Annotated in this window: 22 protein-coding genes; 9 read left to right on the forward strand and 13 right to left on the reverse strand. The window is 68.1% G+C overall.

Features of this window, described 5'->3' with window-relative positions; genetic code table 11:
* Positions 1 to 5: 5 nt before the first annotated feature.
* The 11 genes from ACOAMO_RS13350 to ACOAMO_RS13400 all read right to left on the reverse strand — a co-directional run bounded on the left by ACOAMO_RS13350 (position 6) and on the right by ACOAMO_RS13400 (position 12,160).
* Positions 6 to 869 (reverse strand): 3-methyladenine DNA glycosylase, encoded by an 864-nt coding sequence (locus ACOAMO_RS13350; protein WP_420175236.1) that lies wholly within the window; start codon positions 867 to 869, stop codon positions 6 to 8.
* Positions 870 to 2,576, reverse strand: a complete 1,707-nt coding sequence (locus ACOAMO_RS13355) for an NAD-dependent malic enzyme (RefSeq protein ID WP_420175237.1) — start codon at positions 2,574 to 2,576, stop codon at positions 870 to 872. It abuts the gene before it with no gap.
* A 62-nt stretch (positions 2,577 to 2,638) separates the two neighbouring features.
* Positions 2,639 to 3,595, reverse strand: coding sequence for an L-lactate dehydrogenase (locus ACOAMO_RS13360; protein WP_420175238.1), 957 nt, complete (start codon positions 3,593 to 3,595; stop codon positions 2,639 to 2,641).
* 28 nt (positions 3,596 to 3,623) lie between these two features.
* Positions 3,624 to 4,727 (reverse strand): 3-dehydroquinate synthase, encoded by a 1,104-nt coding sequence (gene aroB, locus ACOAMO_RS13365; protein WP_420175239.1) that lies wholly within the window; start codon positions 4,725 to 4,727, stop codon positions 3,624 to 3,626.
* Entirely contained in the window at positions 4,727 to 5,287 is a 561-nt protein-coding gene (locus tag ACOAMO_RS13370; protein ID WP_420175240.1) for a shikimate kinase, read from the reverse strand. Before ACOAMO_RS13370 ends, aroB begins: the two co-directional genes overlap by 1 nt.
* Positions 5,280 to 6,473, reverse strand: coding sequence for a chorismate synthase (aroC, locus tag ACOAMO_RS13375; protein WP_420175241.1), 1,194 nt, complete (start codon positions 6,471 to 6,473; stop codon positions 5,280 to 5,282). The genes ACOAMO_RS13370 and aroC overlap by 8 nt, the downstream gene beginning before the upstream one ends.
* A 13-nt stretch (positions 6,474 to 6,486) precedes the next feature.
* Positions 6,487 to 7,380 (reverse strand): shikimate dehydrogenase, encoded by an 894-nt coding sequence (locus ACOAMO_RS13380; protein WP_420175242.1) that lies wholly within the window; start codon positions 7,378 to 7,380, stop codon positions 6,487 to 6,489.
* Between the two features lie 4 nt (positions 7,381 to 7,384).
* Positions 7,385 to 8,503 carry an endolytic transglycosylase MltG gene (gene mltG, locus ACOAMO_RS13385; RefSeq protein ID WP_420175243.1) on the reverse strand — a complete coding sequence of 373 codons (1,119 nt, stop codon included), beginning with the start codon at positions 8,501 to 8,503 and terminating at the stop codon, positions 7,385 to 7,387.
* Positions 8,500 to 8,964, reverse strand: a complete 465-nt coding sequence (gene ruvX / locus ACOAMO_RS13390) for a Holliday junction resolvase RuvX (RefSeq protein ID WP_420175244.1) — start codon at positions 8,962 to 8,964, stop codon at positions 8,500 to 8,502. Before ruvX ends, mltG begins: the two co-directional genes overlap by 4 nt.
* A gap of 2 nt (positions 8,965 to 8,966) precedes the next feature.
* Positions 8,967 to 11,651: an alanine--tRNA ligase gene (gene alaS / locus ACOAMO_RS13395; RefSeq protein WP_420175245.1), complete on the reverse strand. Its 2,685-nt coding sequence runs from the start codon at positions 11,649 to 11,651 to the stop codon at positions 8,967 to 8,969.
* Positions 11,651 to 12,160 carry a DUF948 domain-containing protein gene (locus ACOAMO_RS13400; RefSeq protein ID WP_420175246.1) on the reverse strand — a complete coding sequence of 170 codons (510 nt, stop codon included), beginning with the start codon at positions 12,158 to 12,160 and terminating at the stop codon, positions 11,651 to 11,653. Before ACOAMO_RS13400 ends, alaS begins: the two co-directional genes overlap by 1 nt.
* Positions 12,161 to 12,321: 161 nt before the next feature.
* Here ACOAMO_RS13400 and ACOAMO_RS13405 point away from each other — a divergent pair, with 161 nt between their 5' ends.
* The 4 genes from ACOAMO_RS13405 to ACOAMO_RS13420 all read left to right on the forward strand — a co-directional run bounded on the left by ACOAMO_RS13405 (position 12,322) and on the right by ACOAMO_RS13420 (position 16,219).
* Positions 12,322 to 13,458 (forward strand): YihY/virulence factor BrkB family protein, encoded by a 1,137-nt coding sequence (locus tag ACOAMO_RS13405; RefSeq protein ID WP_420175247.1) that lies wholly within the window; start codon positions 12,322 to 12,324, stop codon positions 13,456 to 13,458.
* Between the two features lie 165 nt (positions 13,459 to 13,623).
* Positions 13,624 to 14,520: an ABC transporter substrate-binding protein gene (locus ACOAMO_RS13410; RefSeq protein WP_420175248.1), complete on the forward strand. Its 897-nt coding sequence runs from the start codon at positions 13,624 to 13,626 to the stop codon at positions 14,518 to 14,520.
* Positions 14,517 to 15,434 carry an amino acid ABC transporter permease gene (locus ACOAMO_RS13415; RefSeq protein ID WP_420175249.1) on the forward strand — a complete coding sequence of 306 codons (918 nt, stop codon included), beginning with the start codon at positions 14,517 to 14,519 and terminating at the stop codon, positions 15,432 to 15,434. Before ACOAMO_RS13410 ends, ACOAMO_RS13415 begins: the two co-directional genes overlap by 4 nt.
* Complete coding sequence (locus ACOAMO_RS13420; protein WP_420175250.1) at positions 15,434 to 16,219, forward strand: amino acid ABC transporter ATP-binding protein; 786 nt, start codon at positions 15,434 to 15,436, stop codon at positions 16,217 to 16,219. Before ACOAMO_RS13415 ends, ACOAMO_RS13420 begins: the two co-directional genes overlap by 1 nt.
* A 152-nt stretch (positions 16,220 to 16,371) precedes the next feature.
* Here ACOAMO_RS13420 and ACOAMO_RS13425 read toward each other — a convergent pair whose 3' ends face one another.
* Complete coding sequence (locus ACOAMO_RS13425; protein ID WP_420175251.1) at positions 16,372 to 18,129, reverse strand: glycoside hydrolase family 3 protein; 1,758 nt, start codon at positions 18,127 to 18,129, stop codon at positions 16,372 to 16,374.
* 288 nt (positions 18,130 to 18,417) lie between these two features.
* On the opposite strand from ACOAMO_RS13425, the gene ACOAMO_RS13430 reads away from it, so the two are divergent.
* The 5 genes from ACOAMO_RS13430 (at position 18,418) to glsA (ending at position 22,562) form a co-directional block, all read left to right on the forward strand.
* A complete protein-coding gene (locus ACOAMO_RS13430) occupies positions 18,418 to 18,750 on the forward strand; it encodes an AbgT family transporter (RefSeq protein WP_420177050.1) in 333 nt (110 codons plus the stop codon).
* 16 nt (positions 18,751 to 18,766) lie between these two features.
* On the forward strand, positions 18,767 to 19,492 hold the full coding sequence (locus ACOAMO_RS13435; RefSeq protein ID WP_420177051.1) for a M20 metallopeptidase family protein: 726 nt from the start codon (positions 18,767 to 18,769) through the stop codon (positions 19,490 to 19,492).
* Positions 19,493 to 19,494: 2 nt separating this feature from the next.
* Positions 19,495 to 20,973, forward strand: coding sequence for an SDR family NAD(P)-dependent oxidoreductase (locus ACOAMO_RS13440; protein ID WP_420177052.1), 1,479 nt, complete (start codon positions 19,495 to 19,497; stop codon positions 20,971 to 20,973).
* 244 nt (positions 20,974 to 21,217) lie between these two features.
* Complete coding sequence (locus ACOAMO_RS13445; protein WP_420175252.1) at positions 21,218 to 21,562, forward strand: hypothetical protein; 345 nt, start codon at positions 21,218 to 21,220, stop codon at positions 21,560 to 21,562.
* A 43-nt stretch (positions 21,563 to 21,605) separates the two neighbouring features.
* On the forward strand, positions 21,606 to 22,562 hold the full coding sequence (gene glsA / locus ACOAMO_RS13450) for a glutaminase A (RefSeq protein WP_420175253.1): 957 nt from the start codon (positions 21,606 to 21,608) through the stop codon (positions 22,560 to 22,562).
* Here glsA and ACOAMO_RS13455 read toward each other — a convergent pair.
* Positions 22,540 to 23,892, reverse strand: coding sequence for a replication-associated recombination protein A (locus ACOAMO_RS13455; protein WP_420175254.1), 1,353 nt, complete (start codon positions 23,890 to 23,892; stop codon positions 22,540 to 22,542). The genes glsA and ACOAMO_RS13455 overlap by 23 nt on opposite strands.
* Positions 23,893 to 23,922: the final 30 nt, after the last annotated feature.

Genomic DNA, 23,922 nt, shown 5'->3' on the forward strand with positions numbered 1-23,922 from the left:
ACTGGTCAGGCCAGCGGGCTGAGCAGGCCGAGCAGCCGCTCCCTCAGCCCGCTGGCCCGCTCGCTGAAGGCCCGCTGGTGCCGCACGTACTCGGCGCGCCCGGCCGCGGTCTCCACCTTCACCGGCGGGTAGCCCCACTCGGTCAGGTCATAGGCGCTGGCGCGCATGTCCATCTCACGAATGTCGCGAGCCAGCTCGAAGGTGTCCAGCAGCAGCGTCGAGTCCACCACCGGCAGCATCTTCCCGCTCCACTTGTACAGGTCCATGTTTGCGTGGAGGCAGGCAGGCTGGTCCAGCTCGGGTTGGAGCTCGCGGGTGGGCCGCAGTTCGTTGAGGGGTTCGGCGTCGGGGGTGAAGAAGCGGAAGGCGTCGAAGTGGCTGCACCGCACCCCCACCTCCTCGACCACCTGGGCCACCCGTTCAGGGCTGAAGCGCAGCGGCAGGTAGTCGTGCCGGGTCTGCTCGGGCTGCAGGTGGTAGACCATCGCCCACTCGTGCATCCCGAAACAGCCGTAGCGGGCCGGATTGCCGGCGGTACGTCCCAGCAGTTGCACCGTCCAGGCCACGGTGCTGTGCCGTTTGGCCAGGAAGGCCGCCACATCCACCTGGCTGAGGCCGTCGTCGTGTCGGTAGAACTTGCGCCCGGCGTAGGCACCGTCCGGGTCCTCCAGCACCGTGCCCACCCCGGGGTGCCAGAAGAGCAATTCGCCCGGACGCAGGTTGTAGTAGTCGAACAGGAAGTCCTCCACCGGATGCTTGCGGCCGGTACGACGACGTTCCTGGACGCCCACCAACAGGTGCTCGGCGCGCTCCCGGTGCTCTCGTGCCAGCTGCTGCCAGTGGTCACGCTCCAGTACGGTCTGCCCCACTCAGACGACCTCGACCCTCGGGTAGTCCGGCTGCCACATGCGCTCGTGGACCTCCTGCACCAGGTTGTCCAGTTGGATAGTGGCCAGTCCCTCGTCCATCGCCTGCTGTGCGACGGCCATCGCCACCCGCGCCGAGACCGCACGCAAGCGGTCGATGCCCGGCAGCAGGGAGGCGCCCGGCCGACGCGAGGCCCCCACCTTGGCCACGGCCTCCGCCGCGGCCAGGATCATGGAGTCGCTCACCCGGGTGGCTCGGCAGGCGGCCACCCCCAGCCCGAGGCCGGGAAAGACCAGTGCATTGTTGGCCTGGGCGATCGTGTAGGTGGTGTCCTTGTACCTGACCGGCTCGAACGGTGAACCGGTGGCGATGTAGGCGCGTCCGTCGGTCCACTCCAGCAGGTCCTCGGGCGTGGCCTCGGCCTTCCTGGTGGGATTCGACAGCGGCATGATGATCGGGTGGCTGCAGTGCTCGGCCATCTGGCGCACGATCGGTTCGCTGAAGGCACCGGCCTGGGCGGAGGTGCCGATGATGATGGTGGGCTTCACATTGCGCACCACGTCGGCCAGCTCCACCTTGCCCGGCTGGTCCAGGTCCCAGTCGGCGATCTCCTCGGCGGTGCGGGCATAGGGCCGCTGGAAGTCGCGCATGGCGATCCCCTCGCGCAGCAGGCCCCGCGAGCCCAGACCGTAGAAGCACTTCAGCGCCGTCTCCCGCGGAACGCCCCGATTGACCATGCGCCGCACCAACAGGTCGGCGATGCCGATGCCCGCCGTGCCGGCACCATGCACCACGATGCGCTGGTTGACCATCCGCTCCCCCTGGCGGCGCACCGCACTGAGGATCGCGGCCACCACCACGGCGGCAGTGCCCTGGATGTCGTCGTTGAAGGTGCACACCTCGTCGCGGTAGCGGTCGAGGATGCGGTGCGCATTGCTGGCCCCGAAATCCTCCCAGTGGATCATGGCGTGCGGGTAGATCTGCTGCACGGCCTTCACGAAGCGATCGATGAAGGCGTCATAGCGTTCGCCGCGCACCCGGGCATGGCGATAACCCAGGTAGCTCTCGTCATTGAGCAGCTCGATGTTGTCGGTGCCCACGTCGAGCACGACTGGCAGCGCGCGGCTGGGATGGATGCCCGCGGCGGCGGTGTAGACCCCCAGCTTGCCGACGGCGATGGCCACGCCACCCACGCCCTGGTCACCGATGCCCAGGATGCCCTCGGAGTCGGTGACCACGATCAGTTCCACGTCGTCGCTGGGATAGCCGTAGGAGCGCAGGGCCGGCTCGATGCCGTCCGGGTCGGCGATGGACAGGAAGATGCCGCGCGGGCGGTGGTACCACTGGCTGTAGGTCTCGATCGCCTTGCCCACGGTGGGGGTGTAGACGATCGGCATCATCTCCTCCAGGTGCTCGCTGAGCAGCCGGTGGAAGAGGGTTTCGTTGCGGTCCTGCATCGTGTTCAGGAAGACGTACTTGGCCAGGTCGTCGGACTCGCTCTGGAACTGGGCATAGACCCGCTTCAGCTGCTGTTCGATGGTCATGACGTTGGTGGGCAGCAGCCCGTTGATGTTGAGGTCGATGCGCTGCTGCCGGGTGAAGGCGGTGCCGAAATTGCACAGTGGTGTGGTGAGCACCTCGCGACCACGGGCGGCGATGCGCAGCGTGTAGCTGCCGTCGTCGCCCCTGATGTAACTGAAGTTGGCCATGGCCCAACCCTATGACCAGCGGCCGGGTCCATGACCGGCAGGGGCTTGGCTGGCCCCGCGGCTCAGTAGCCCAGGGTGGCCAGGCTGGTGCGCAGCTGCTCGGCCGAGCTGTGCAGCGAGGAGACCTCGGCGGGATCCATCGGGATCTCCAGTACCCGCTCGATGCCCGAGGAGCTGACCAGGGTGGGCAAGGACAGCGCCACGTCGTTGATCCCGTAGAAGCCTTGCAACACGCTCGACAAGGGCAGCGCGGTGCGAACAGGTGAGAGCAGCGCCTCCACCAGCCGGGCCCCGGCCAGGCCGATCGCGTAGTTGGTGGCCCCCTTGCCCTCGATCACCTCATAGGCGGCGTGGGCGGCCTCGTGCGCCAGATCGGCGAGCACCTCGTCGTTGAAGACGCGCTTGCCGGCATGCTTCCAGTCACGGATCGGCACCCCCGAGATATTGGCGCTGGACCACACCGGGAACTCCGAGTCGCCGTGCTCACCGACGATGGTGGCGTGCACATTGCGCTGGGCCACCTTGGTCTTCTGCGCGATCAGGTAGCGCAGACGGCTGGTGTCGAGCATGGTGCCGGTGGAGAAGACCTGCGCGGTGGGAAGCCCGCTGATCTTCTGCGCCACGACGGTGAGGACGTCACAGGGGTTGGTGACCAGCACGTAGAGGGCCTGGGGTGCCTGCTTCAGCAGCTGGGGCATCATCTGCTCCAGGATCTTGGCATTGGTGGCCGCCAGTTCCAGGCGCGTCTGCCCGGGCTTCTGCTTGGCACCGGCGGTGATCACCACCACCGAGGAGTCCTTGACCACGCCGATGTCGTCGCCACCGATGATCGTCGAGCTGGTGAACTGGGTCCCGTGGGCCAGGTCCTTGACCTCGGCGTCCACCTTCTTGCTGGCGATGTCGTAGAGGGCCACCACGTCGGCCGAGGCACGGATCAGCGAGGCATAGGCCAGTGAGGTCCCCACCGCTCCCGCACCGACGATGGACAGCTTGGACGGATGGCGTGAGGACTTGGGCATGCCGCAAGCCTAGCTCCCGCGCGGATGGTCAGACCTCCACCGACCGATTCGGGTCCAGCGCCCGCCAGGCCTGTTCCAGCACGTCTTCGGGCGGGCTGTCGATGATGGTGACCTGCCCGACATCGCGCAGCCCCACCAACCGCAGGGCACTGCCACGCGCCTTCTTGTCCAGGCTCATGGTGGCGCGCATCGCGGACCACTCCCCCGCGTTGTAGTGGGTTGGCAGCCCAACCTGTGCCAGCACCGAGCGGTGCCGCTGCACGCACTCCTGCGGCAGGCCGAGGGTGCGCGCTGCGACCTCTGCGACGAAGACCATCCCGATGGCCACGGCCTCACCGTGCCGGCAGGAGAAGTTCTCGTGCCTCTCGATCGCGTGGGCCAGGGTGTGGCCATAGTTCAGCGCCTCGCGCCCGACGCGGTCACCGGTGCTGGTGGACTCGCGCAGGTCGAGCGAGACCACCTCGGCCTTGACGGCCACGGCACGCCGCACCAGCTCGGCGAAGCGCACGCTGGTCACGTCGATGCTCTCCTGCGGGTCCTGCTCCACCAGCTCCAGGATCCGCTCGTCGGCGATGAAACCGCACTTGACCACCTCGGCCAGGCCGGAGACCACCTCGGCGGTCGGCAGGCCCTGCAGCAGGTCCAGGTCGCACAGCACCCCGCGTGGCTCGTGGAAGGCCCCCACCAGGTTCTTCCCGGCCTCGACGTTGATCCCGGTCTTGCCACCCACCGCGGCATCGACCATGGCCAGGACGGTGGTGGGGATGCTGATGAAGTCGATGCCGCGCAGCCAGGTGGCGGCCACGAAACCGGCCAGATCGGTGGTGGCACCGCCTCCCAGCCCCACCACCAGGTCATTGCGGGTGAGTCCGGCCGCGGCCAGCTCGTCCCAGCACCGTTGCAGCACCTCGGCCGTCTTGGAACGCTCCCCCTCGGGCACCTCGACGGTGTGGGGCTCGAGCCCCAGCTCCGCCAGCCGCGCGGCCACCTGCTGGGCGCGGTCGGCCATCACGGGCGGATGGATCACCGCGGCACGCGAGGCGCCGGTGACCAGCTCGTCGAGCCGCGCCACCACGCCATTGCCGATGTGCACCGGGTAGGGACGCTCGGCCTGCACCTGCAGGGTTGTCATCAGGACTCCTCGTGGTTTGTCTCGGCTGCCTGCTCCACCCCGAGCTCGGCCAGCACCCGCTTGGCGACGGCCCCGGGACGCAACCCGTCGGTGTCGACCGACAGGCTGGCCACCTGGGCGTACAGGGGTTGCCGCTGCCGCATCAGCTTCACCATGGTCGAGTGCACATTGGTCGCCAGCAGGGGCCGGTCGTTGCCAGTCAGTCCGACGCGTCGGCTGGCCTGCTGGGCACTGACCTGCAGCCAGACGACGAAGACCTCACCCAGCGCGGCGCGGATCGACTCGTCCATCACGGCGCCCCCGCCCAGGCTGACCACGCCCGGACGCTGCACCAGTTCCAGCGTCAGGTCACGCTCCAGCTCCCGGAAGGCCGGCTCGCCACGGGTCAGGAAGATCTCGCTGATGGGCATGCCGGCGCGCTCCTCCACCGCCACGTCCACGTCGATGAAGTCCATCTCCAGGGCACGGGCCAACCGCTTGCCGACCGTCGACTTCCCGGCGCCGGGGGCGCCCACCAGCACGATGGTCTGCGGCACCTGCTGCACCGCCTCGTCACTCATGGATTTGCAGCCCCCGCTCGGCGACGTCGGCCAGGTAGGACTCCAGGTTGCGGCGGGTCTCCTCGACCGAGTCACCACCGAACTTCTCCAGCACAGCCTCGGCCAGCACCAGCGCCACCATCGCCTCGGCGACCACCCCGGCGGCCGGGACGGCACACACGTCGCTGCGCTGGTGGTGGGCCCGGGCCTCCTCGCCGGTGCTGACGTCGATGGTGCGCAGCGCCTTGGGCACGGTGGCGATCGGCTTCATCGCGGCACGCACCCGCAGCACCTCACCGGTGCTCATGCCCGCCTCCGTGCCGCCCGCGTGGTGCGTGAGGCGACGGATGCCGTCGGGTCCGGGGGCGATCTCGTCGTGCGCCTGCGAGCCGCGCACCCGCGCCAGCTCGAAGCCGTCGCCCAGTTCCACGCCCTTGATGGCCTGGATGCCCATCAGCGCGCCGGCCAACCGGGCGTCCAGGCGACGGTCCCCGGAGGTGTGGGAGCCCAGGCCCGGGGGAAGCCCCCAGGCGAGCACCTCGACCACGCCACCCAGGGTGTCGCCCTCCTTGTGGCAGGCCTCCACCTCCTCCTGCATCGTCTGGCTGGCCCCGGGATCATTGCAGCGCAGCGGATCGGCGTCGATGCGTTCCAGGTCGTCGATGGTCGGGAAGGTCTGCGGAGCCTTCACCGGCCCCAGCTCCACCACGTGGCTGAGCACCGTGATGCCGCAGGCCTGCTTCAGGAAGTTCTTGGCCACCTGACCGATCGCGACGCGGGCGGCGGTCTCGCGGGCGCTGGCGCGCTCCAGCAGCGGCCGGGCCTCGTCGAAGGCGTACTTCTGCATGCCGGCAAGGTCGGCGTGGCCCGGACGTGGACGGGTCAGCTTGGCATTGCGGGCCTGCGCATCGAGCACGTCCTGGTCGACCACGTCGGGATTCATCACCTCGGTCCACTTGGGCCACTCGGTGTTGGCCACCATGATCGCCACGGGTGACCCGAGCGTCTCGCCGTGGCGGAAGCCGCCCAGCAGCGTGACCTCGTCGGCCTCGAACTTCATGCGGGCGCCCCGGCCGGCCCCCAGCCGGCGCCGCGCCAGCGCCTGGCGGATGTCATCTGAGGAGACCCGGACATGGGCCGGGATGCCCTCCATCGTGGCGATCAGGGCCTGACCATGGGATTCACCGGCGGTGAGGTAGCGCAACATGCGCACCAGTCTCTCAGAGTCCGGCGCGTCGGTTGAGCTCTTCTTGCCCTGCAGACTTCAGCAGGTCGAAGCCAACCTCTCCCCCGGTCATCAGGCGCACCTGCTCGACCGCCTGACCGGCCAGCAGGTCCAAGCCGTTGAGCACCGTGGCCCCATGGCTGGCCGCGGCCTGGGCCAAGGCCGTGGGCCAGGGATCGTAGACGCTGTCGAAGACGACGGGGGCGCTTCCGGCCAGCTGCTCGGCCACGGCATCGGCTCCCCCGTCCGGCACGGTGGAGACCACCACGTCGCTGGGCAGGATCGAGGCCGCCTCGAGCGGACGCACCGCGCACAGCACCCCGAGCGTGGTGGTGCAGAAGACCTTCAGGCCCTCGGCGCGCTCGGGCCGACGCGCGAGCACCGTGATCCGCTCGACTCCCAGTTCACGCAGTGCCACCACGGCCGAAGTGGCCGTGGCGCCATTGCCGACGATGGTGGCCGAATCGGCCGACTCCACGCCGGCCTGGGCCAGCGCCAGCTGGAACCCGCCGACGTCGGTATTGCGCACGATCGCAGGCCGGGGGGCGGATGAACCCCTCGATAGGCTCGGGGAACCACTTGGGTGGTCAAGGCCCGCTTCCCGGTCGAGGTCGGTGAAGACGAGCGTGTTGCCGGCGCCGACGAGCTGCACGAGTTCGTCGGTCTCGCCGTACTGGCGGATCGCGACCTTGTGCGGCATCGTCACGCTCAGCCCGCGCCACGACTCGTCCAGCCCGCGGACGAAGTCGTCCAGGTCCTCGGGTGCCACGTCGATGGCCTGGTAGCTCCAGTCAAGCCCCAGGGCCCGGTAGGCGGCCCGGTGCAGGGCCGGAGACAGCGAGTGACCGGCCGGATGGCCGATCACTGCGCACTGCTGTGGGGAGCCCATCAGGTCAGCAACCCGACTTGTCCTTGGCCGTGGAGCACCACTTCTCCCACTCGGCCACGTACTTGAGGTGCTCGTCGTAGGTCTCGGAGAACTTGGTCTCGCCGGTCTCGTAGTTGACCGTGACCCAGAACTTGTAGTCGCTCTCGGTCGGGTTCAGGGCGGCCTTGATGGCTGCCGCGCCGGGGGCACCGATCGGGCCCGGGGGCAGGCCGTAGGCCTTGTAGGTGTTGTAGGGGCTGTCCTGCTCCTTGAAGTTCGCCGGCAGCTTCTTGCCCAGCGGAGTGTTGGTCGCGTAGTAGCTGGTGGAGTCCAGCTCCAGCCGCTCGCCGTCCTCAAGGCGGTTGTAGATGATGCCAGCCACCATGGGCATGTCCTTGGGAAGCGCCTCGGCCTCCAGGATCGACGCGACGGTCATCACCTCGATGGGGGTGCGGTCCAGTTCCTTGGCGCCGGCCGCCAGGTCGAGCTCCTTGGCCACCGTGACGTACTGCTTGGCCATCAGCGTGAGGATCGACTTGGCGGTGGGGTTCTGCCCGATCTCATAGGTCTGGGGGAACAGGAAACCCTCGGCGCTCTTGGCATACTCGGGCAGTCCCAGCGCCTGGGGATCCTTGGCGGCTGCCTCGAACTGGGCCACCGGGATCTTGGTCTTCTTGCTGAGCACCGCGAACTGGTCCTTCATCCGCAGCGCCTCGGGCACGGTCACCTGGTTGCGCACCACGGACTTGGGATCCAGCAGCATCTCGACGGCCTGGTCGGAGGAGATCTGGGTGCGCAGCTTGTAGGTGCCGGCCTGGATCGTCTGCGCTTCCTCATTCTTGGCGAAGGCCTTCATGAATCCCTTGCGGGACTTCACGACGCCCTTCTCGACCAGTTCGTCGCCGATGTCGCTGCCGGAGGCACCCTCGGGAATGGTGATCTTCACCTCGGCCAGACCGGCGCCGGCAGCGAAGTCGTCGGCGGTCTTCCACTCGCTGTAGGCCGAGCTCGCCTTGCTGACGACGAACCAGCCGCTGCCCACCAGCACGGCGAGGCTGAGCAGGACGGCGAAGGCACTGCGTCCGTGGTACGCGATCTTCTTCCAGTCCCGGTTGCCATTGTTGTCCATGAACAGGCCGCTCACAGTTCCTCCGTTGCCGTCATCGGACCCTCGGCGAGGGCCTGTTCCAGAATGGCAACTGCCGCCATCTGGTCGATCATGCCGCGCCGCTGGCGCGAATTCTTCCCCGCTTGCGAAAGCCGCTGATGGGCCGTCGCGCTGGTCAACCGCTCGTCGACCAGCGTCAAGGCTACGTCGCCGAGCTCGTCGGCGAGGGATTTCGCCACCTCACGCATGGCGCGTGCCGCGATCCCCTCGTCGCCCTGAAGGCTGATCGGCAGCCCCAGGACCACCTCGACGGGCTCGTACTCGGCCACCAGTTCCCGCACCCGGCGCATCACCTGGGCCGGGTCCTTCGGGGTGTTCTGGATGGTGTCCACCGGATAGGCCAGGATGCGCTGGGCATCACAGGCGGCCACGCCGATCCTCGCCTTGCCCCAGTCAAGCGCCAGCAGGACCCCCGTGCTGGTGATCAAGGATGCCACGATCAGGCCTGCAGTGCGGCCTCGACGGCCGCCAGGGCCTCGCCCGCCGCGGCGCCATTGGTGCCACCGCCCTGGGCCAGGTCGTCCTTGCCGCCGCCCTTGCCGCCGAGCTTCTCTGCGGCCGCGCGCACCAGCACACCAGCCTTGGCACCCTTGTCACGGGCTGCCGGGCTGGTGGCGACGATCACCGCGGGCTTGGCGTCGGTACCGCCCACCAGGGCCACCACACCGGCCACGTCCCCCAGCCGACCGCGCAGCTCGGTGGCCAGGTTGCGCAGCTCATTGCCGCCCACCCCGGCGACCTGCTTGGTGACCACGGTGTAGCCGTTGACGTCATGGGCACCGGCCAGGATGTCACCGATGCCGGCCATCAGCTGCTTGGCCTTGAGGTCGGCGATCTGCTTCTCGGCCGCCTTGAGATCGGCGACGAGCTTCTCCACGCGCTCGGTGAGCTGCTCGGGGCGGGTCTTGAGGATGTCGGTCAGGCCACTGACCAGGGCACGCTCACCGGCCAGGTGCTTGAAGGCGTCGGTGCTGACCAAAGCCTCGAAGCGACGCGCACCCGAGCCGATCGACTGCTCACTGAGGATGTCGATCATCCCGATCTGCGCGGTGCTGGCGACGTGGGTGCCGCCGCACAGTTCGCGGCTCCAGTTCCCGTCGCCCAGCTCCACCATGCGCACGATCTCGGGGTACTTCTCCCCGAACATGGCCTGCGCACCCTTGGCTCGCGCCTCGGCCAGCGGCAGCTCGGTGGCGTGGAACTCGAGGTTCTCCCGCAGTGCCTGCTGGCAGCGCTCCTCGATCTCCAGGCGCATGGCCTCGCTCATCGACTGCTGGCTGGCGTAGTCGAAGCGCAGGTAACCCGGCTTGTTGTAGGAACCGGCCTGGGTGGCCGTCGGGCCGACCAGCTCGCGCAGCGCGGCACCCAACACGTGGGTGGCGGTGTGCGCCTGGCACGCACCCAGCCGGTACTGGGCGTCGACAATCGCCTTCGCCTCGGAGCCGGCGCCGAAGTCGACGCCCTCGGGCACCTCCACCTTGTGCACCACCAGACCGGGCACCGGACGCTGCACGTCCAGCACGTCCAGGCTGACGCCGTTGACGACGATGGTGCCGGCGTCGGAGTCCTGGCCGCCGGACTCGGCGTAGAAGGGGGTCTCGGCGAGCACCAGCTCGACGGTCTGCCCCGCCTGGGCGCGGTCACTGACCTTGCCGTCGGCGATGATCCCGCGCAGCGTGGTGGGCACGCTCAGCTCGGTGTAGCCCAGGAAGGGGGTCTCGCCCTGCTCGCGCAGCTCGCGGTAGGCCTCGTGGCTGACCGTGTCACCCTTCTTGGCCTTCGCGTCGGCTTTGGCGCGGTTGCGCTGCTCGGTCATCAGGGACTTGAAGCCCTCGACGTCGACGTCCAGGCCCGCCTCGCTGGCCATCTCCAGCGTCAGGTCGATTGGGAAGCCATAGGTGTCGTGCAGCTGGAAGGCCTTGTCACCGCTCAGCTTCGGCGCACCGGAACCCTTCACGTCGGCGACCGCCAGGTCGAAGAGCTGGGTGCCCTGGGTCAGGGTGCGGCGGAAGGCCTGCTCCTCATTGGTGGCCACCGGAAGCACTCGATCCCACTGCTCGGCCACATCCGGGTAGGTGACCTCCATCAGGCCCTTCGAGACGGTGAGCAGCTCGGGAAGCACCGGGTCTGTGACGCCCAGCAGACGCATCGAGCGCACGCTGCGGCGCAGCAGCCGACGCAGCACGTAGCCGCGCGCCTCGTTGCCGGGGGTGACGCCGTCGGTCATCAGCATCAGCGAGCTGCGCACATGGTCGCCCACCACGCGCAGCCGGATGTCGTCCTCGGGGTCCTTGCCATAGCTCTTGCCGGCCATCTGCGCGGCGAGCTCGATGACGGGGAAGACCTCGTCGATCTCGTACATGTTGTTCTTGCCCTGCAGCAGGTAGGCGATGCGCTCCAGGCCTGCGCCGGTGTCGATGTTCTGCGTCGGCAGCTGACGGGCGATGTCGAAGTCGTCCTTGGCACGCACCGCCGACAGGTCCTCCTGCTGGAAGACCAGGTTCCAGATCTCCAGGAAGCGGTCCTCGTCGGCCTCCGGGCCGCCATCGGCGCCGAACTCGGGCCCACGGTCGATGTAGATCTCGCTGCACGGGCCGCCCGGGCCGGGCACGCCCATGTTCCAGTAGTTGTCCTTGAGGCTGCGGCCCTGGATGTGCTCGGGGTTGATGCCCACCTGCTTCCAGTACTCGATCGCCTCGACGTCACCGTCGGGGTAGTCGGGGTGGAATCCGGGGCCCAGCACCGTCACCCAGACCTTGTCGGGGTCGAAGCCGAAGCCACCATTGTGCTGCTCGGTGGTGACCAGTTCCCACGCGTACTGGATGGCCTCCTTCTTGAAGTAGTCACCGAAGGAGAAGTTGCCCAGCATCTGGAAGAAGGTGCCGTGCCGGGTGGTCTTGCCGACCTCCTCGATGTCGAGCGTGCGCACGCACTTCTGGTTGCTCACTGCCCGCTTCCACGGGGCGTGCTCCTCGCCGGTGAAGAAGGGCTTGAAGGGCACCATGCCGGCATTGACGAACAGCAGCGTGGGGTCGTTGTAGAGCAGCGAGGCGCTGGGCACCACGGCGTGCTCCTTGCCTGCGAAGAAGTCCAGGTAACGACGACCGATCTCGGCGGCTTTCATCAAAGTTGTCCTTGCTCGTGGTCCAGATCATGTTCTGACGTGCGCCCAAGACTATCGGGTGGCTGCGGCACGTCACCGCGTCCCACGTGGGGCTGCGCCCCCAACTGGGCTTGCGCGGTGGCCTGCCGACGAGGGCGGCGTTCCTGCACCCTCCGCCCCACGTCCCTGGCGGCGGTGGCCGTGCGGCCCACCACCTCGGCGGTCTTGACCAGCGGTGTGCTCACCACCGTCGAGACATTGGCGGCCTGCTCGGTCATGGTGGAGGCGGAATGACTCATCTTGGCGAGTTCCTCGGTCACCTCGCTCAGGCGGGAGATCTCCTGGGTGGTGGTGCTGACGGTGCCCTTCAGCTCGTCGAGGATCGGGGTGGTGCCCTCGCCCAGCTTGCGCACGGACAGACGCAGTTCGTCCATCACCCCACCCAACTTCCACAGCGGAACGGCGCACAGGGCCACGAAGACCACCGCGGCCCCAGCCGCGACCAGTCCGGCAATCTCACCCCACGACATCGGCACCCCACCCTCACGCCCCGTCCGTCGGGGCCGTCGACCGCGGCAACTCTAGTGCACCGGCGAAATCCGTCCTGAGCGAACACCCCGGTTGCGCTGCGGCTCCTCCCCCGTGACCGCGGTTAGGGTTTGCGGTGACTTGCCAGTACCCAGGAGGCACCATGACCGACGACGATCTCACCCAGGAGACTCGCCACAAGACGGAGGCCCCGGCACCGGATCACCCGGCCAAGCCCTCCAACCCGCCGGAGATCACCAAGCCCGGCTGGAAGTTCACCTTCAAGAATGCGCTGCGCGAATTCACCGCCGACGGCTGCACCGATCTGGGAGCCGCGCTGACCTACTACAGCGTCCTGGCCCTGTTCCCGGGCCTGCTGGCGATCGTCTCGACGCTGGCGCTGGTGGGCCAGTCCGAGGGCGGCATCCAGGCGCTGCTCGACGTGGTGAAGCAGCTGGCCCCGCCGGACGCCTACGCCCAGATCGAGTCGCCGCTCAAGCAGATGGTGAACTCCCCCGGCACCGGCCTCGCGCTGGTGATCGGTATCCTCTCGGCGATGTGGTCGGCCTCCGGCTACGTCGGCGCCTTCGGCAGGGCCATGAACAAGGTCTACGAGGTGGAGGAAGGCCGCCCGGTGTGGAAGCTGCGCCCGGTCAACCTGGCCATCACCGCCTTCCTGGTGATCACCGCCGCGCTGATGCTGGTGGCCCTGGTGGTCTCGGGCCCGCTGGCTCAGGCCATCGGCGACGTCGTCGGGCTGGGCAGCACCACCGTCACCGTCTGGAACTGGGCCAAGTGGCCGGTCATGCTGCTGCTGGTGGTGCTGATGGTGGCCGTGCTGTACCACTTCACCCCCAACGTGCGGCAGCCCAAGTTCAGCTGGCTGAGCGTCGGTTCGGGCGTGGCCATCCTCGTGTGGCTGCTGGCCTCCGGCCTGTTCGCCCTCTACGTCACCAATGCGGGCAACTACTCCAAGACCTACGGCGCCCTGGCCGGTGTGATCGTCATGCTGCTGTGGATCTACATCACCAACCTGGCCCTGCTCTTCGGTGCCCAGGTGGACGCCGAGCTGGAGCGTGCCCGCCAGCTGCAGGCCGGCATCCGCGCCGAGGAGTCCCTGCAGCTGCCTCCGCGCGACGACAGCGGCATCATCAAGACCGAGGAGAAGGAGGCCGAGGCCGTCGCCGAGGCCCGCTCCATTCGGCTGCAGGCCTCGGGAGACCCCCAGGCGCTGGCCGAGAAGCGCGCCAAGGACGCCAAGAGCAAGGATCTTGACGCCGACGGCTTTGCCGCCGAGTGAGCCGACTGCCACGACCAATCCGGTGCGCCCGTCCCAGTTGTCTGGGGCGGGCGCACTGGCGTGCACTGCACATGTCAAGCTGTGGACAGGCTTACCCCGTGTTGGCACCGAAGAATTTGCGGTGGAAGAATGCACCGTCTGTCTTGATTCGGGAGGATTTCGCGCATGAAGCGTCACCACCGGGCGGTTGGTCTTGCCACCGCTCTCTGTTCCGCACTGCTGGCCAGTGGGTGTGCCACCAACCTGAGCGGTTCTGGTCTGCCCACCAGCTCTGCCGAGCAGGACCTGCCCCCGATCGAGGCGAGCCAGGAATTGTTCGAGAAGCTGCCGCCCAGCGTGCAGTCCAGCAAGACGATCACCGTGGGGACCAGCCCCAACTACAAGCCGGTGGAATTCCTCGAGGGTTCGCAGATCAGCGGCCTGGACATCGACCTGTTCAACGCGGTGGCGGCTCGGATGGGCGTGAAGGTGGAGTGGCAGGAGAGTCCCTTCGACCAGATCCTCATCGGCATCCAGGCCAAGAAGTACGACGCCGGGGTCTCGGCCTTCACCGTCACCCCGGAACGCACCAAGACGGTGAACATGGTCAGCTACCTCAATGCCGGCTCGCTGTGGGCCGTGCAGAAGGGCAACCCCAAGCAGGTGGCCGCCGGCGAGCCCCCGTGCGGGCGCACCGTCGCGGTGCAGGTGGGCGTGGTGCAGGAGATGGAGATGAAGGCCGCCCAGGCCAAGTGCCGCGGCAACAAGATCAAGCTGCTCAGCTTCACCGAGCAGGGCGAGGCGACCACCGCGTTGATCAGTGGCCGCGCCGACATGATGGCCGCCGACTCCCCCATCAGCCTCTATGCCATCAAGATGTCCGGCGACAAGATCGAGCCGCTGGGCGACAGCTACGACACCGCCCCCTACGGCGTGGTCATCCGCAAGGACCAGCCGGAATTCGCCCAGGCGGTGCGCCAGGCCTATGACGACCTGCGCGCCTCGGGCCACTACGAGCAGATCCTGGCCACCTGGAACCAGGCCGACGGAGCCATCGAGGCCTTCGAGGTGAACCCCGCATGAGCAGCGCCGCCAACACTCCCGAACAGATCGAGGTCATCCCGGTCCGCCACCCGTGGCGCACCGTGGCCGCCGTCGTGGTGGGGCTGGGACTGGTGATGATCGTCCACCAGCTGATCACCAATCCCGCCTTCGACTGGCTCTTCACGCTGGACGCGATGCGCCAGGTGCCGGTCGCCAAGGGCTTCTGGCTGGGCGTCATCATGGTCACCGTCGGGTCGATGGTGCTCGGCGTGATCGGCGGCATCGTGCTGGCCATCATGCGGATGAGCGACAACAAGCTGCTCAGCGGCGTCGCCTTCGCCTACGCGTGGTTCTTCCGCTCCATCCCCCGCTACGTGCTGCTGTCGATCCTGGGTGCTGCCGGCGCCTTCTTCCCCGACGGCGTGGGCATCGGCATCCCCTATGACCGCGAGATCATGGGCTTCTTCGGCCTCGACGGCACACTGCGCATCGCGACCCTGGACGCCAACCGGCTGTTCACCGGTTACCTGGGCGCCATCTTGGGCCTGGCGATGAGCGAGGCCGCCTACTTCAGCGAGATCGCCCGCTCCGGCATCATCAGCGTCGACAAGGGTCAGATGGAGGCCGCCACCGCGCTGGGCATGACCCGTAGCCAGGCCATGCGACGCATCATCCTGCCGCAGGCCATGCGGGTGATCATCCCGCCGATGGGCAACGAGACCATCGCCATGTTCAAGGACACCTCGCTGCTGATCGCCCTGCCGCTGGCCGGCGAGATGCTCTACCAGCTGCGCAGCATCGGCACGAACTACTACAAGATGATCCCGGTCTACATGGCGGCCAGCCTCTACTACCTGATCACCACCACCATCCTGATGGTCGGCCAGAACTGGCTCGAGAAGCGCTTCGGCCGCGGCCACGCACCCCTCAACTACACCGGAGGCGACCACTGATGAGCACCGAGACCACCACGGCCCCCGTGCAGGTGCGCGCCGTCGACGTGCGCAAGTCCTTCGGCAACCTGGAGGTGCTCAAGGGCATCAACCTGGAGGTGCGCCGCGGCGAGGTCGTCTGTCTGCTCGGCCCCTCCGGCTCGGGCAAGACCACCTTCCTGCGCCTGATCAACCAGATGGAGACCATCACCGCCGGCCGCATCCACGTGGACGGTGAACTGATCGGCATCGAGGAGCGCGACGGCAAGCTGTACCAGCGCACCGACAAGGACATCGCTCGGCAGCGCTCCAGCATCGGCATGGTCTTCCAGCGTTTCAACCTGTTCCCGCACAAGACGGCGCTGGAGAACGTCACGGAGGCCCCCATCGTCGTGAAGAAGACGCCCAGGGCCACTGCCGAGGCCCGGGGCCGGGAACTGCTGGCCCAAGTGGGACTGGCCGATCGTGCCGATTCCTTCCCCAGCCACCTCTCCGGCGGGCAGCAGCAGCGCGTGGCCATCGCCCGTGCCCTGGCCATGGACCCCGAGCTGATGCTCTTCGACGAGCCGACCAGCGCCCTGGACCCCGAGCTGGTGGGTGAGGTGCTGGCGGTGATGAAGGACCTGGCCGCCAAGGGCATGACCATGATCGTGGTCACCCACGAGATCGGCTTTGCCCGGGAGGTGGCAGACCGCGTCGTCTTCATGGATGGCGGAGTGGTCGTCGAGGACGGCCCCGCCAACCAGGTCATCGACCATCCCCGCGAGGAACGCACCAAGACCTTCCTGGGCCGGGTCACCCACTGAGGACCCGCGCGTAAGGATCCTCCGGCCAGACGAAGGGAGCGGGTCCTGCACCGATGTCGGTGCAGGACCCGCTCCCTTTCCTCAGACCTCGTCTTCGTCAGACCTCGACAGGCTCGGCCGCCGTGGACCTCGACAGGCTCGGCCGCCGGGGCTCAGAGCACCGTGTCGCGCAGCCCGCAGAAGACGTCGGTGGACGGCTTGCCCTGGAAGTCGCTCTTGCCCTCCAGCTTGTCGAGCACCGCCTCCACGGTGTGCTCGTAGCCGTCGTAGGCGTTGATGAAGGTCTTCACCTGCGGGACGTCGGCCAGGTGGTAGGGGCTGGCGAAGGAGACGAAGATCGTCGGCAGCTCGTGGACGTACCACGGAATGTCCGGGGTGCCCTTGGAGGCCGGCCAGTAGACCCGCTCGGTGGGCTGCATCAGGCCGTTGACCTGCGCCGCCGAGATGACCAGGTCGTAGTTGTCGGTGAGCGCGCTGATCGGGGCCTTGCCGGCGTAGGCGCCCTTGACGACCTCGGCGAACTCATCGTCGGTCATGCGTGCCGACTTGTCCGTGAGTGTCTCGTAGAGCTCCACGTCATAGCCGCGCTCGCGCATCTTCTGCGCCAGCAGCTCGCTGCCCTTGGGCCCCTTGCCGTGGGCCATCGGGTTGCGGGGGCCGCTGATCGGGACGATCAGGACGCGCTTGTGCTTCTCGGGCGAGATGGGGAGCACGTCCTGGTCCTTGTCCTTGACCAGGGTGACGGCCTTGTCGGACAGCTCCGCGGCCACCTGGTGGTGCTCGGGCAGGCCGATCTTGGCCAGCGCCTCCTCCTTGGGCTGCATGATCTCGGTCGGGGCCAGCTTGTGCAGGCCGATGCGGGCCTTCAGCGCCAGCGTGCGGGTGACGGCCTCGTCGAGGCGCTCCCGGGTGAGGCGACCGTCGCGCAGGGCCTCCATCATCCAGCCGAAGTCCTCGTCGGGATCGTTGAAGAACAGGAACAGGTCACAACCGGCCATGATGGCGGTCGGCAGGATGTCGCGACGCTTCATGGCCGCCGTCATCGCCACCATGTGCGACGCGTCGGTGACCACCACGCCGTTGAAGCCGAGCTTGCCGCGCAGCAGGTCGGTGGTGATCTCCTTGCTGAGGGTGGCGGGAAGGATGTCCTCGTCGGTCATCTCGGGGTTGAAGTGCTTCTGGTAGCTGGGCAGGGCGATGTGCCCGGCCATCAGCGACGGCAGCCCGGCCTCGATCAGCTCGCCGTAGACCTTGCCGAAGGTGGCATCCCACTCCTCCATCGAGTACCAGTTGGGTGCCGAGCTCAGGTGCTGGTCGCGCTCGTCGATGCCGTCGCCGGGCCAGTGCTTGGCCGCCGGCATGATGTTGGACTCCATGATGCCGCGCATGTACTCCTTGGCCAGCTCGATGGTCTGGTCAGGATCGGCCGACCAGGTACGCACGCTGACGATGGGGTTGCGCCAGTTGCGGTACAGGTCGATGATCGGCGCGAAGCTCCAGTTGCAGCCGATCGCGGCCGCCTCGATGCCGGAGATCCGGCCCAGCTCGTAAGCATACTTGGGGTCCTGCGAGGCGGCGACCTTGATCTCCCAACCGACATAGGTGCCGTCGGTGCAGGCACCGTTGCCACCGGCCTCGGTATTGGCCGCGATCAGCATCGGGATCTTGGACTTCTCCTGCAGGATGCGGTTCTGCTCGTAGATCTCCTCGGCGGGCCCGGGCTGGTAGCGCACCGCGGCGATGTGGTACTTGTCCACCATCTCGGTGAGGTAGTCCTCGTCGCGGGAGGATCCCATGTTGACGAAGAGCTGACCCACCTTCTCCTCGTCGGACATGCCGGCCAGGGTGTCCTCCACCCAGCTGATGGCCTCTGCATCCAGGTTGAACGGCTTGGCCGAAAGATCCACCATGATCCACTCCTTCGTGTTGCGTGCGTTGGCCCCAGTGAACCCGCTGGCGGGCAGGAAAGCACGAGGATGCCCACTGTTGCCACGCGAATCGGCCAGCTGCCCGCGGGCACGCACAGTGCTGTTCCACAGCCTGAAATTCCCCGCCCGGGCACGGCGGTGGCACTAGCATCGTCGGACTTGTCCCTGCCACGAACCGCATTCGAGAGGCCCCCGGACCATGACCGAGACCACTGATCACACCTCCCCGCCGTCGTAAGAAGCTCGTCGACGGGGCTGGGCGAGCGGCTACTGAGTGGCATCGAGGCCACCGGCAACCGGTTGCCGGACCCGATCTTCCTGTTCGCCGGCATCTGCGTGCTGATCGCGGTGGCCTCCTGGCTCTGCGCGGTGGCCGGGGTCAGCGTCACCAATCCGGTGGACGGCAAGGTGGTCGCCGTGGAGAACCTGCTGAACGCCACCAACCTGCGCCGGATGCTCACCGAGTCGGTCGGCAACTTCAGCAAGTTCCCCGCCCTCAGCATGGTGCTGATGATCATGCTCGGCATCGGACTGGCCGAACAGAGCGGGTGGTTCTCCGCCCTGATGCGCGACATCGTCCGCATGCACTGGTGGTTCCCGTGATCGCGCTGGTGGGCATCTGTGGGCCACCCTGCCCACCGGCACCATCGATGTGAAGGACGGTGCGGCCTCGGCCAACTCCGACCTGTTCACCGTGACCCTACGCGGCCAAGGCGTCCACGCCTCGACTCCGCAGGATGGCGTCGATCCGGTGATCGCCGCCAGCCAGTTCGTCAGCCAGGCGCAGACCATCGTCTCGCGGCGGGTCGCCCCGTTGTCACCGGCCGTGCTGTCCACCACCTGGCTGGAGGCCGGCAACCAGGATGCCCTCAACGTGATCCCCATGACGGCGCGGCTGGGCGGCAGCATCCGCAGCCATGACGACCAGGCACGCGAGACGATCCGTACCGGGCTGCACCAGATCGCGGCGGGCCTGGAGGCCTCCCACCCCGGGTTGAGCGTCGAGGTCGACCACCTGCAGGGCTACGACATGGTCTGGAATGACCCGACCCCGACGGCCGTCGTGCGGGAACTGGCCGAACAGGTCTCGCCCGGCAAGGTGATCGCCGACCCGCCGATGCGGGGCGGTGAGGATTTCGCCGCCTTCTCGCAGGTGACACCCTCGACCTATGTCTTCGTCGGCGCCGCAATGCCAGCAAGGGCTTCGACTCCTCGCACCACTCCCCCACCTTCGGCCTGGACGAGGACAGCTTCCCCATTGCCTGGCAGCTGGCGGTGCAGGTGGTGCGCGCCGGGCAACGGCTGCGTCGCGGGCAGCCCTGAGCGTCTAGGATCGCCCGGGTGAAGATGCAGCCCGGACGACCCGACGATGACCACTTCGGCCCCGGGGTGGATCCCGACGAGCTCGCCCGCGCCGTCGGGTTGATGGAGCAGATCGCCGAGCTGGAGCTGGAGCATCCCGACCAGATCGCCTTCAAGCAGGCGGTGAACCGCATGAACCGGCGCATCAAGGCACGTCGTCGCCGGGCGGCCAAGGCTCCGGTCATCGAACACGACAACGCGATCCTGGCGCTCACCGCCACCGGCTCCCCGCAACGCATCGACGACGAGACGGCGGGGCTGCCGCTGGTCTCCCAGGTGCCGGGTGCCATCGCCGGACACCTGGAACAAGCCCGTGACTGCTACATCTGCAAGCAGGCTTACACCGTGGTCGACGCCTTCTACCACGGCCTGTGCCCCGGTTGCGCTGCCTTCAACCGTGCCAAGCGCGACCAGGGCTGTGACCTGTCCGGCCGCCGGGCCCTGTTGACCGGTGGCCGCGCCAAGATCGGCATGTACATAGCCCTGCGGCTGCTGCGTGACGGAGCCCACCTGACCATCACCACGCGCTTCCCGCACGACGCGGCGCGTCGCTTCAGTGCGCTGCCCGACAGCGCCGAATGGATCGACCGGCTCGAGGTGGTCGGCATCGACCTGCGCGACCCCACCCAGGTGATCGCGCTGGCCGACGAGGTGGCCACCGCCGGCCCCTTGGACATCCTCATCAACAATGCGGCGCAAACGGTGCGCCGCTCCCCCGGCGCCTACTCCCACCTGGTGGAGGGCGAGAAGGCCGCGCTGCCCACCGACGTCCGACTGCCCAGGATGCTCACCTTCGACCGGATCAGCGATGCGCACCCCGCCTCACTGGTGGGGGCCGCCGGTGGGCTGACCGGGGAACTGGCGAGCCGGTCGGCCGCCGAGATGACCTCGCTGGCCCTGCAGGCCGGCAATGCGTCGCTGGAACGTCATCTTGCCGGCACCGCGATCGACGCGGGTGGGCTGCTGCCCGACCTGGCCAGCGAGAACTCCTGGACCAAGACCGTCGACAGGGTCGATCCCCTGGAGATGCTCGAGGTTCAGCTGTGCAATGAAACGGCACCCTTCATTCTGATCAGCCGGCTGCGGCAGTCCATGCGGGCCAGCAGCGCGCGGCGCAAGTACATCGTCAACGTCTCCGCCATGGAGGGACAGTTCTCACGTCGCTACAAGGGCGCCGGGCATCCGCACACCAACATGGCCAAGGCCGCGCTGAACATGCTCACCCGCACCAGTGCCGAGGAGATGTTCGAGACCGACCGCATCCTGATGACAGCGGTCGACACCGGTTGGATCACCGACGAGCGCCCCCACGACGAGAAGCTGCGCATCGCCGCCGAGGGCTGGCATGCCCCGCTCGACCTGGTCGACGGCGCAGCACGGGTGCACGACCCGATCGTGCAAGGGGAACAGGGCACCGACCTCTACGGCGTCCTCCTGAAGGACTACCGGCCCTTCCCCTGGTGAGGCGACCGCGGTGAGGGCCCACCTCCACGTCCTCCCGCTGCCCGCCCGCTCGGGTTCCTGCGATCCGCTCGAGTTCGTGCGATCCGCTCGGGTTCCTGCGATCCGCTCGGGTTCGTGCGATCCGCTCGCGTTGCAACACACGCGAACCGCAGAAACCCGAGCGGCTGTCGGGTATCTCGAAGAACAGAACCAACCGTGGGGCGCCGGGCTTGTCCCTGACCCCGTGAGGGCGCACGATGGCTCCATGGTTGACGCGGGCGGGCACAGCGACGCTGTCGGGGGCGGGCTCTGGGACCTTGGCGGCAAGCACCCCGTCGCCCCGATTCCCGACGCCCCGATCGTCGATGCCCCCGCACGGACCCCACGCACCGAGCGTCTCAGCCACGAGGCGGCCGCGATGGAGGTGATTCCCGTCGACGCCCAGAACATGGGTCTGACGGACCTCACCGCGCCGGGTCTGGCTCTGGCCAGTTCGCTGAACCCCGACCGCGCACGACACCGCCGCGCCGGCCGTCTGATGCTGCTGTTCATGGTGCTGCCCCTGTTGGCCGGCTTCGTCGTCAACCTGTGGATCCTGCTGGGTCATTGATCCCCGGTCGCCATGATCCTCACCGCCATGACAGGCTTGGGCCATGGATGACCTGAGCCGTTTCCTGGCCGATGTGCACAAGGAGGTCCTGCCCGAGACCGACGGGCAGGTGGCCTCCTACATCCCCAGCCTCGCCCAGGCCGACCCCGATCCCTTCGGCATCGCGCTCGCGACGGTGGACGGCCAGCTGCACACGGCCGGCGATTCAGAGATTTCCTTCTCTCTGCAGTCGATCAGCAAGCCGCTGACCTATGCCCTGGCCCTGATGGAATCCGGCTTCGAGGCGGTCGACGCGGTGGTGGACGTCGAACCCTCCGGCGAGGCCTACAACCGCATCTCCCTGGAGAACGAGACCGGACGGCCGGCCAATGCCCTCATCAATGCCGGCGCGATCGCCTCCACCTCGCTGCTGCCCAGCGGCGGGCGGATGTCACGGCTGCTCCACTTCTACGGACAGCTGGCCGGCCGTCGGCTCCACGCCGACGCCCAGATCGCCATGGAGGAGCTGGAGGGCGGGCACCGCAACCTGGCCATGGCCCACCTGCTGCACTCCTTCGGAAAACTGGCCGACGAGCCGGTGCAGGCCACCCGTGACTACTGTGCGGCCTGCGCGACGATGGTGACCACCACCGATCTGGCCTGGATCGCGGCCACCCTGGCCAATTCGGGCTGTCACCCCGGCACCGGGGAACAGGTGATCGACCCGCTGGTGGTCCAGCGGCTGCTCTCGGTGATGACCATGTCTGGCATGTACGACGAGGCCGGCTGGTGGATGGTCCGGGTGGGCCTGCCGGGAAAGTCGGGCGTGGGCGGCGGGATCATCGCCGTTGCCCCCGGCAAGCTCGGCCTGGGGGTGTGGTCACCCCGCCTCAACGAGCACGGCTCCAGCGTGCGCGGGGTGCGCACCTGCGAGATCGTCAGCCGCGAGCTGGAATTGCACGTGATGGGTTCGCACCGTCCACCGAGCGAGGACGGTCTCAGCGCCCCAACAGCTTCTTGATCGTCGCCAGCCGATCCTTGATGCCGGCCTCGTTGCCGTGGTCGGTGGGCTGGTAATAGGTGGCGTCGGCCAGCTCGTCGGGCAGGTACTGCTGCCGGGCGACGGCGTGCGGGGCGTCGTGGGCGTAGATGTAGCCCTTGCCGTGCCCCAGTTGTTGGGCGCCCGAATAGTGCGCATCGCGCAGGTGGGCGGGCACCAGCCCGATCCGCCCCGAACGCACATCGGCGCGTGCGGCCGAGATGGCGGTGGTGACCGCATTCGACTTGGGAGCGGTGGCGGCGGCGATCGTGGCCTGGGCCAGGGTGAGCTGTGCCTCCGGCATGCCGATCAGCTGCACCGCCTGGGCCGCGGCCACGCAGGTCTGCAGCACCGATGGTGCCGCCATGCCGATGTCCTCGCTGGCGCTGATCACCAGCCGTCGGGCGATGAAGCGGGGGTCCTCACCGGCCTCCAGCATGCGAGCCAGGTAGTGCAGCGCGGCGTCGACGTCGGAGCCGCGCACGCTCTTGATGAAGGCGCTGATGACGTCGTAGTGCTGGTCGCCGTCCTTGTCATAGCGCAGCGCGGCCCGGTCCACTGAGTTCTCGACGATCTCGGAGGTGATGGTCTGCTGCCCCATGGCGCGCGCCCCGGCGGCCGACTCCTCCAGGTAGGTGAGGCTGCGGCGGGCATCCCCACCGGCCAGCCTGATGATGGTGTCGCGGGCCTCGGGTTCGATCTGGAACTGCCCACCCAGCCCGCGCTCGTCGGAAAGACCACGATCCACCAGCACCCCGATGTCGTCGTCGGTCAGCGGCTTGAGGGTGAGCAGCAGCGATCGCGACAGCAGCGGCGAGATGACGCTGAAGGACGGGTTCTCGGTGGTGGCCGCGATCAGCGTGACCAGGCGGTTCTCCACGGCGGGCAGCAGGACGTCCTGCTGGGCCTTGCTGAAGCGGTGCACCTCGTCGACGAAGAGCACGGTGGCCCGGCCATGGGCAAGCTCACGACGGGCGGTCTCCAGCTCGGCGCGCACCTCCTTGACACCGGCGGTCACGGCGGAGACCTCGACGAAGCGGCGCTGGGTGGCCTGCGAGACCACCGCGGCGATGGTCGTCTTGCCCACCCCGGGCGGGCCCCACAGGAAGACGCTCATCGCGGTGGTGCCCTCGGCCAGCCGACGCAGCGGCGACCCGGCGCCCAGCAGGTGCTGCTGCCCCACGATCTCGTCGAGCGTGCGGGGACGCAGCCGCACGGCCAGCGGAAGGTGGTCATGACTGGCGCCGCCGAGGGTGCCTCCGGCGGCGGCCAGCTCCGCGGAATCGGGGTTGCCGAACAGGTCAGTCACCAATTCATCCTAGTTGGTGACCCCGGCGCCCGC

The organism is Luteococcus struthionis, from assembly GCF_048595755.1.
In the GTDB taxonomy this organism is placed as follows: Bacteria; Actinomycetota; Actinomycetes; order Propionibacteriales; family Propionibacteriaceae; genus Luteococcus.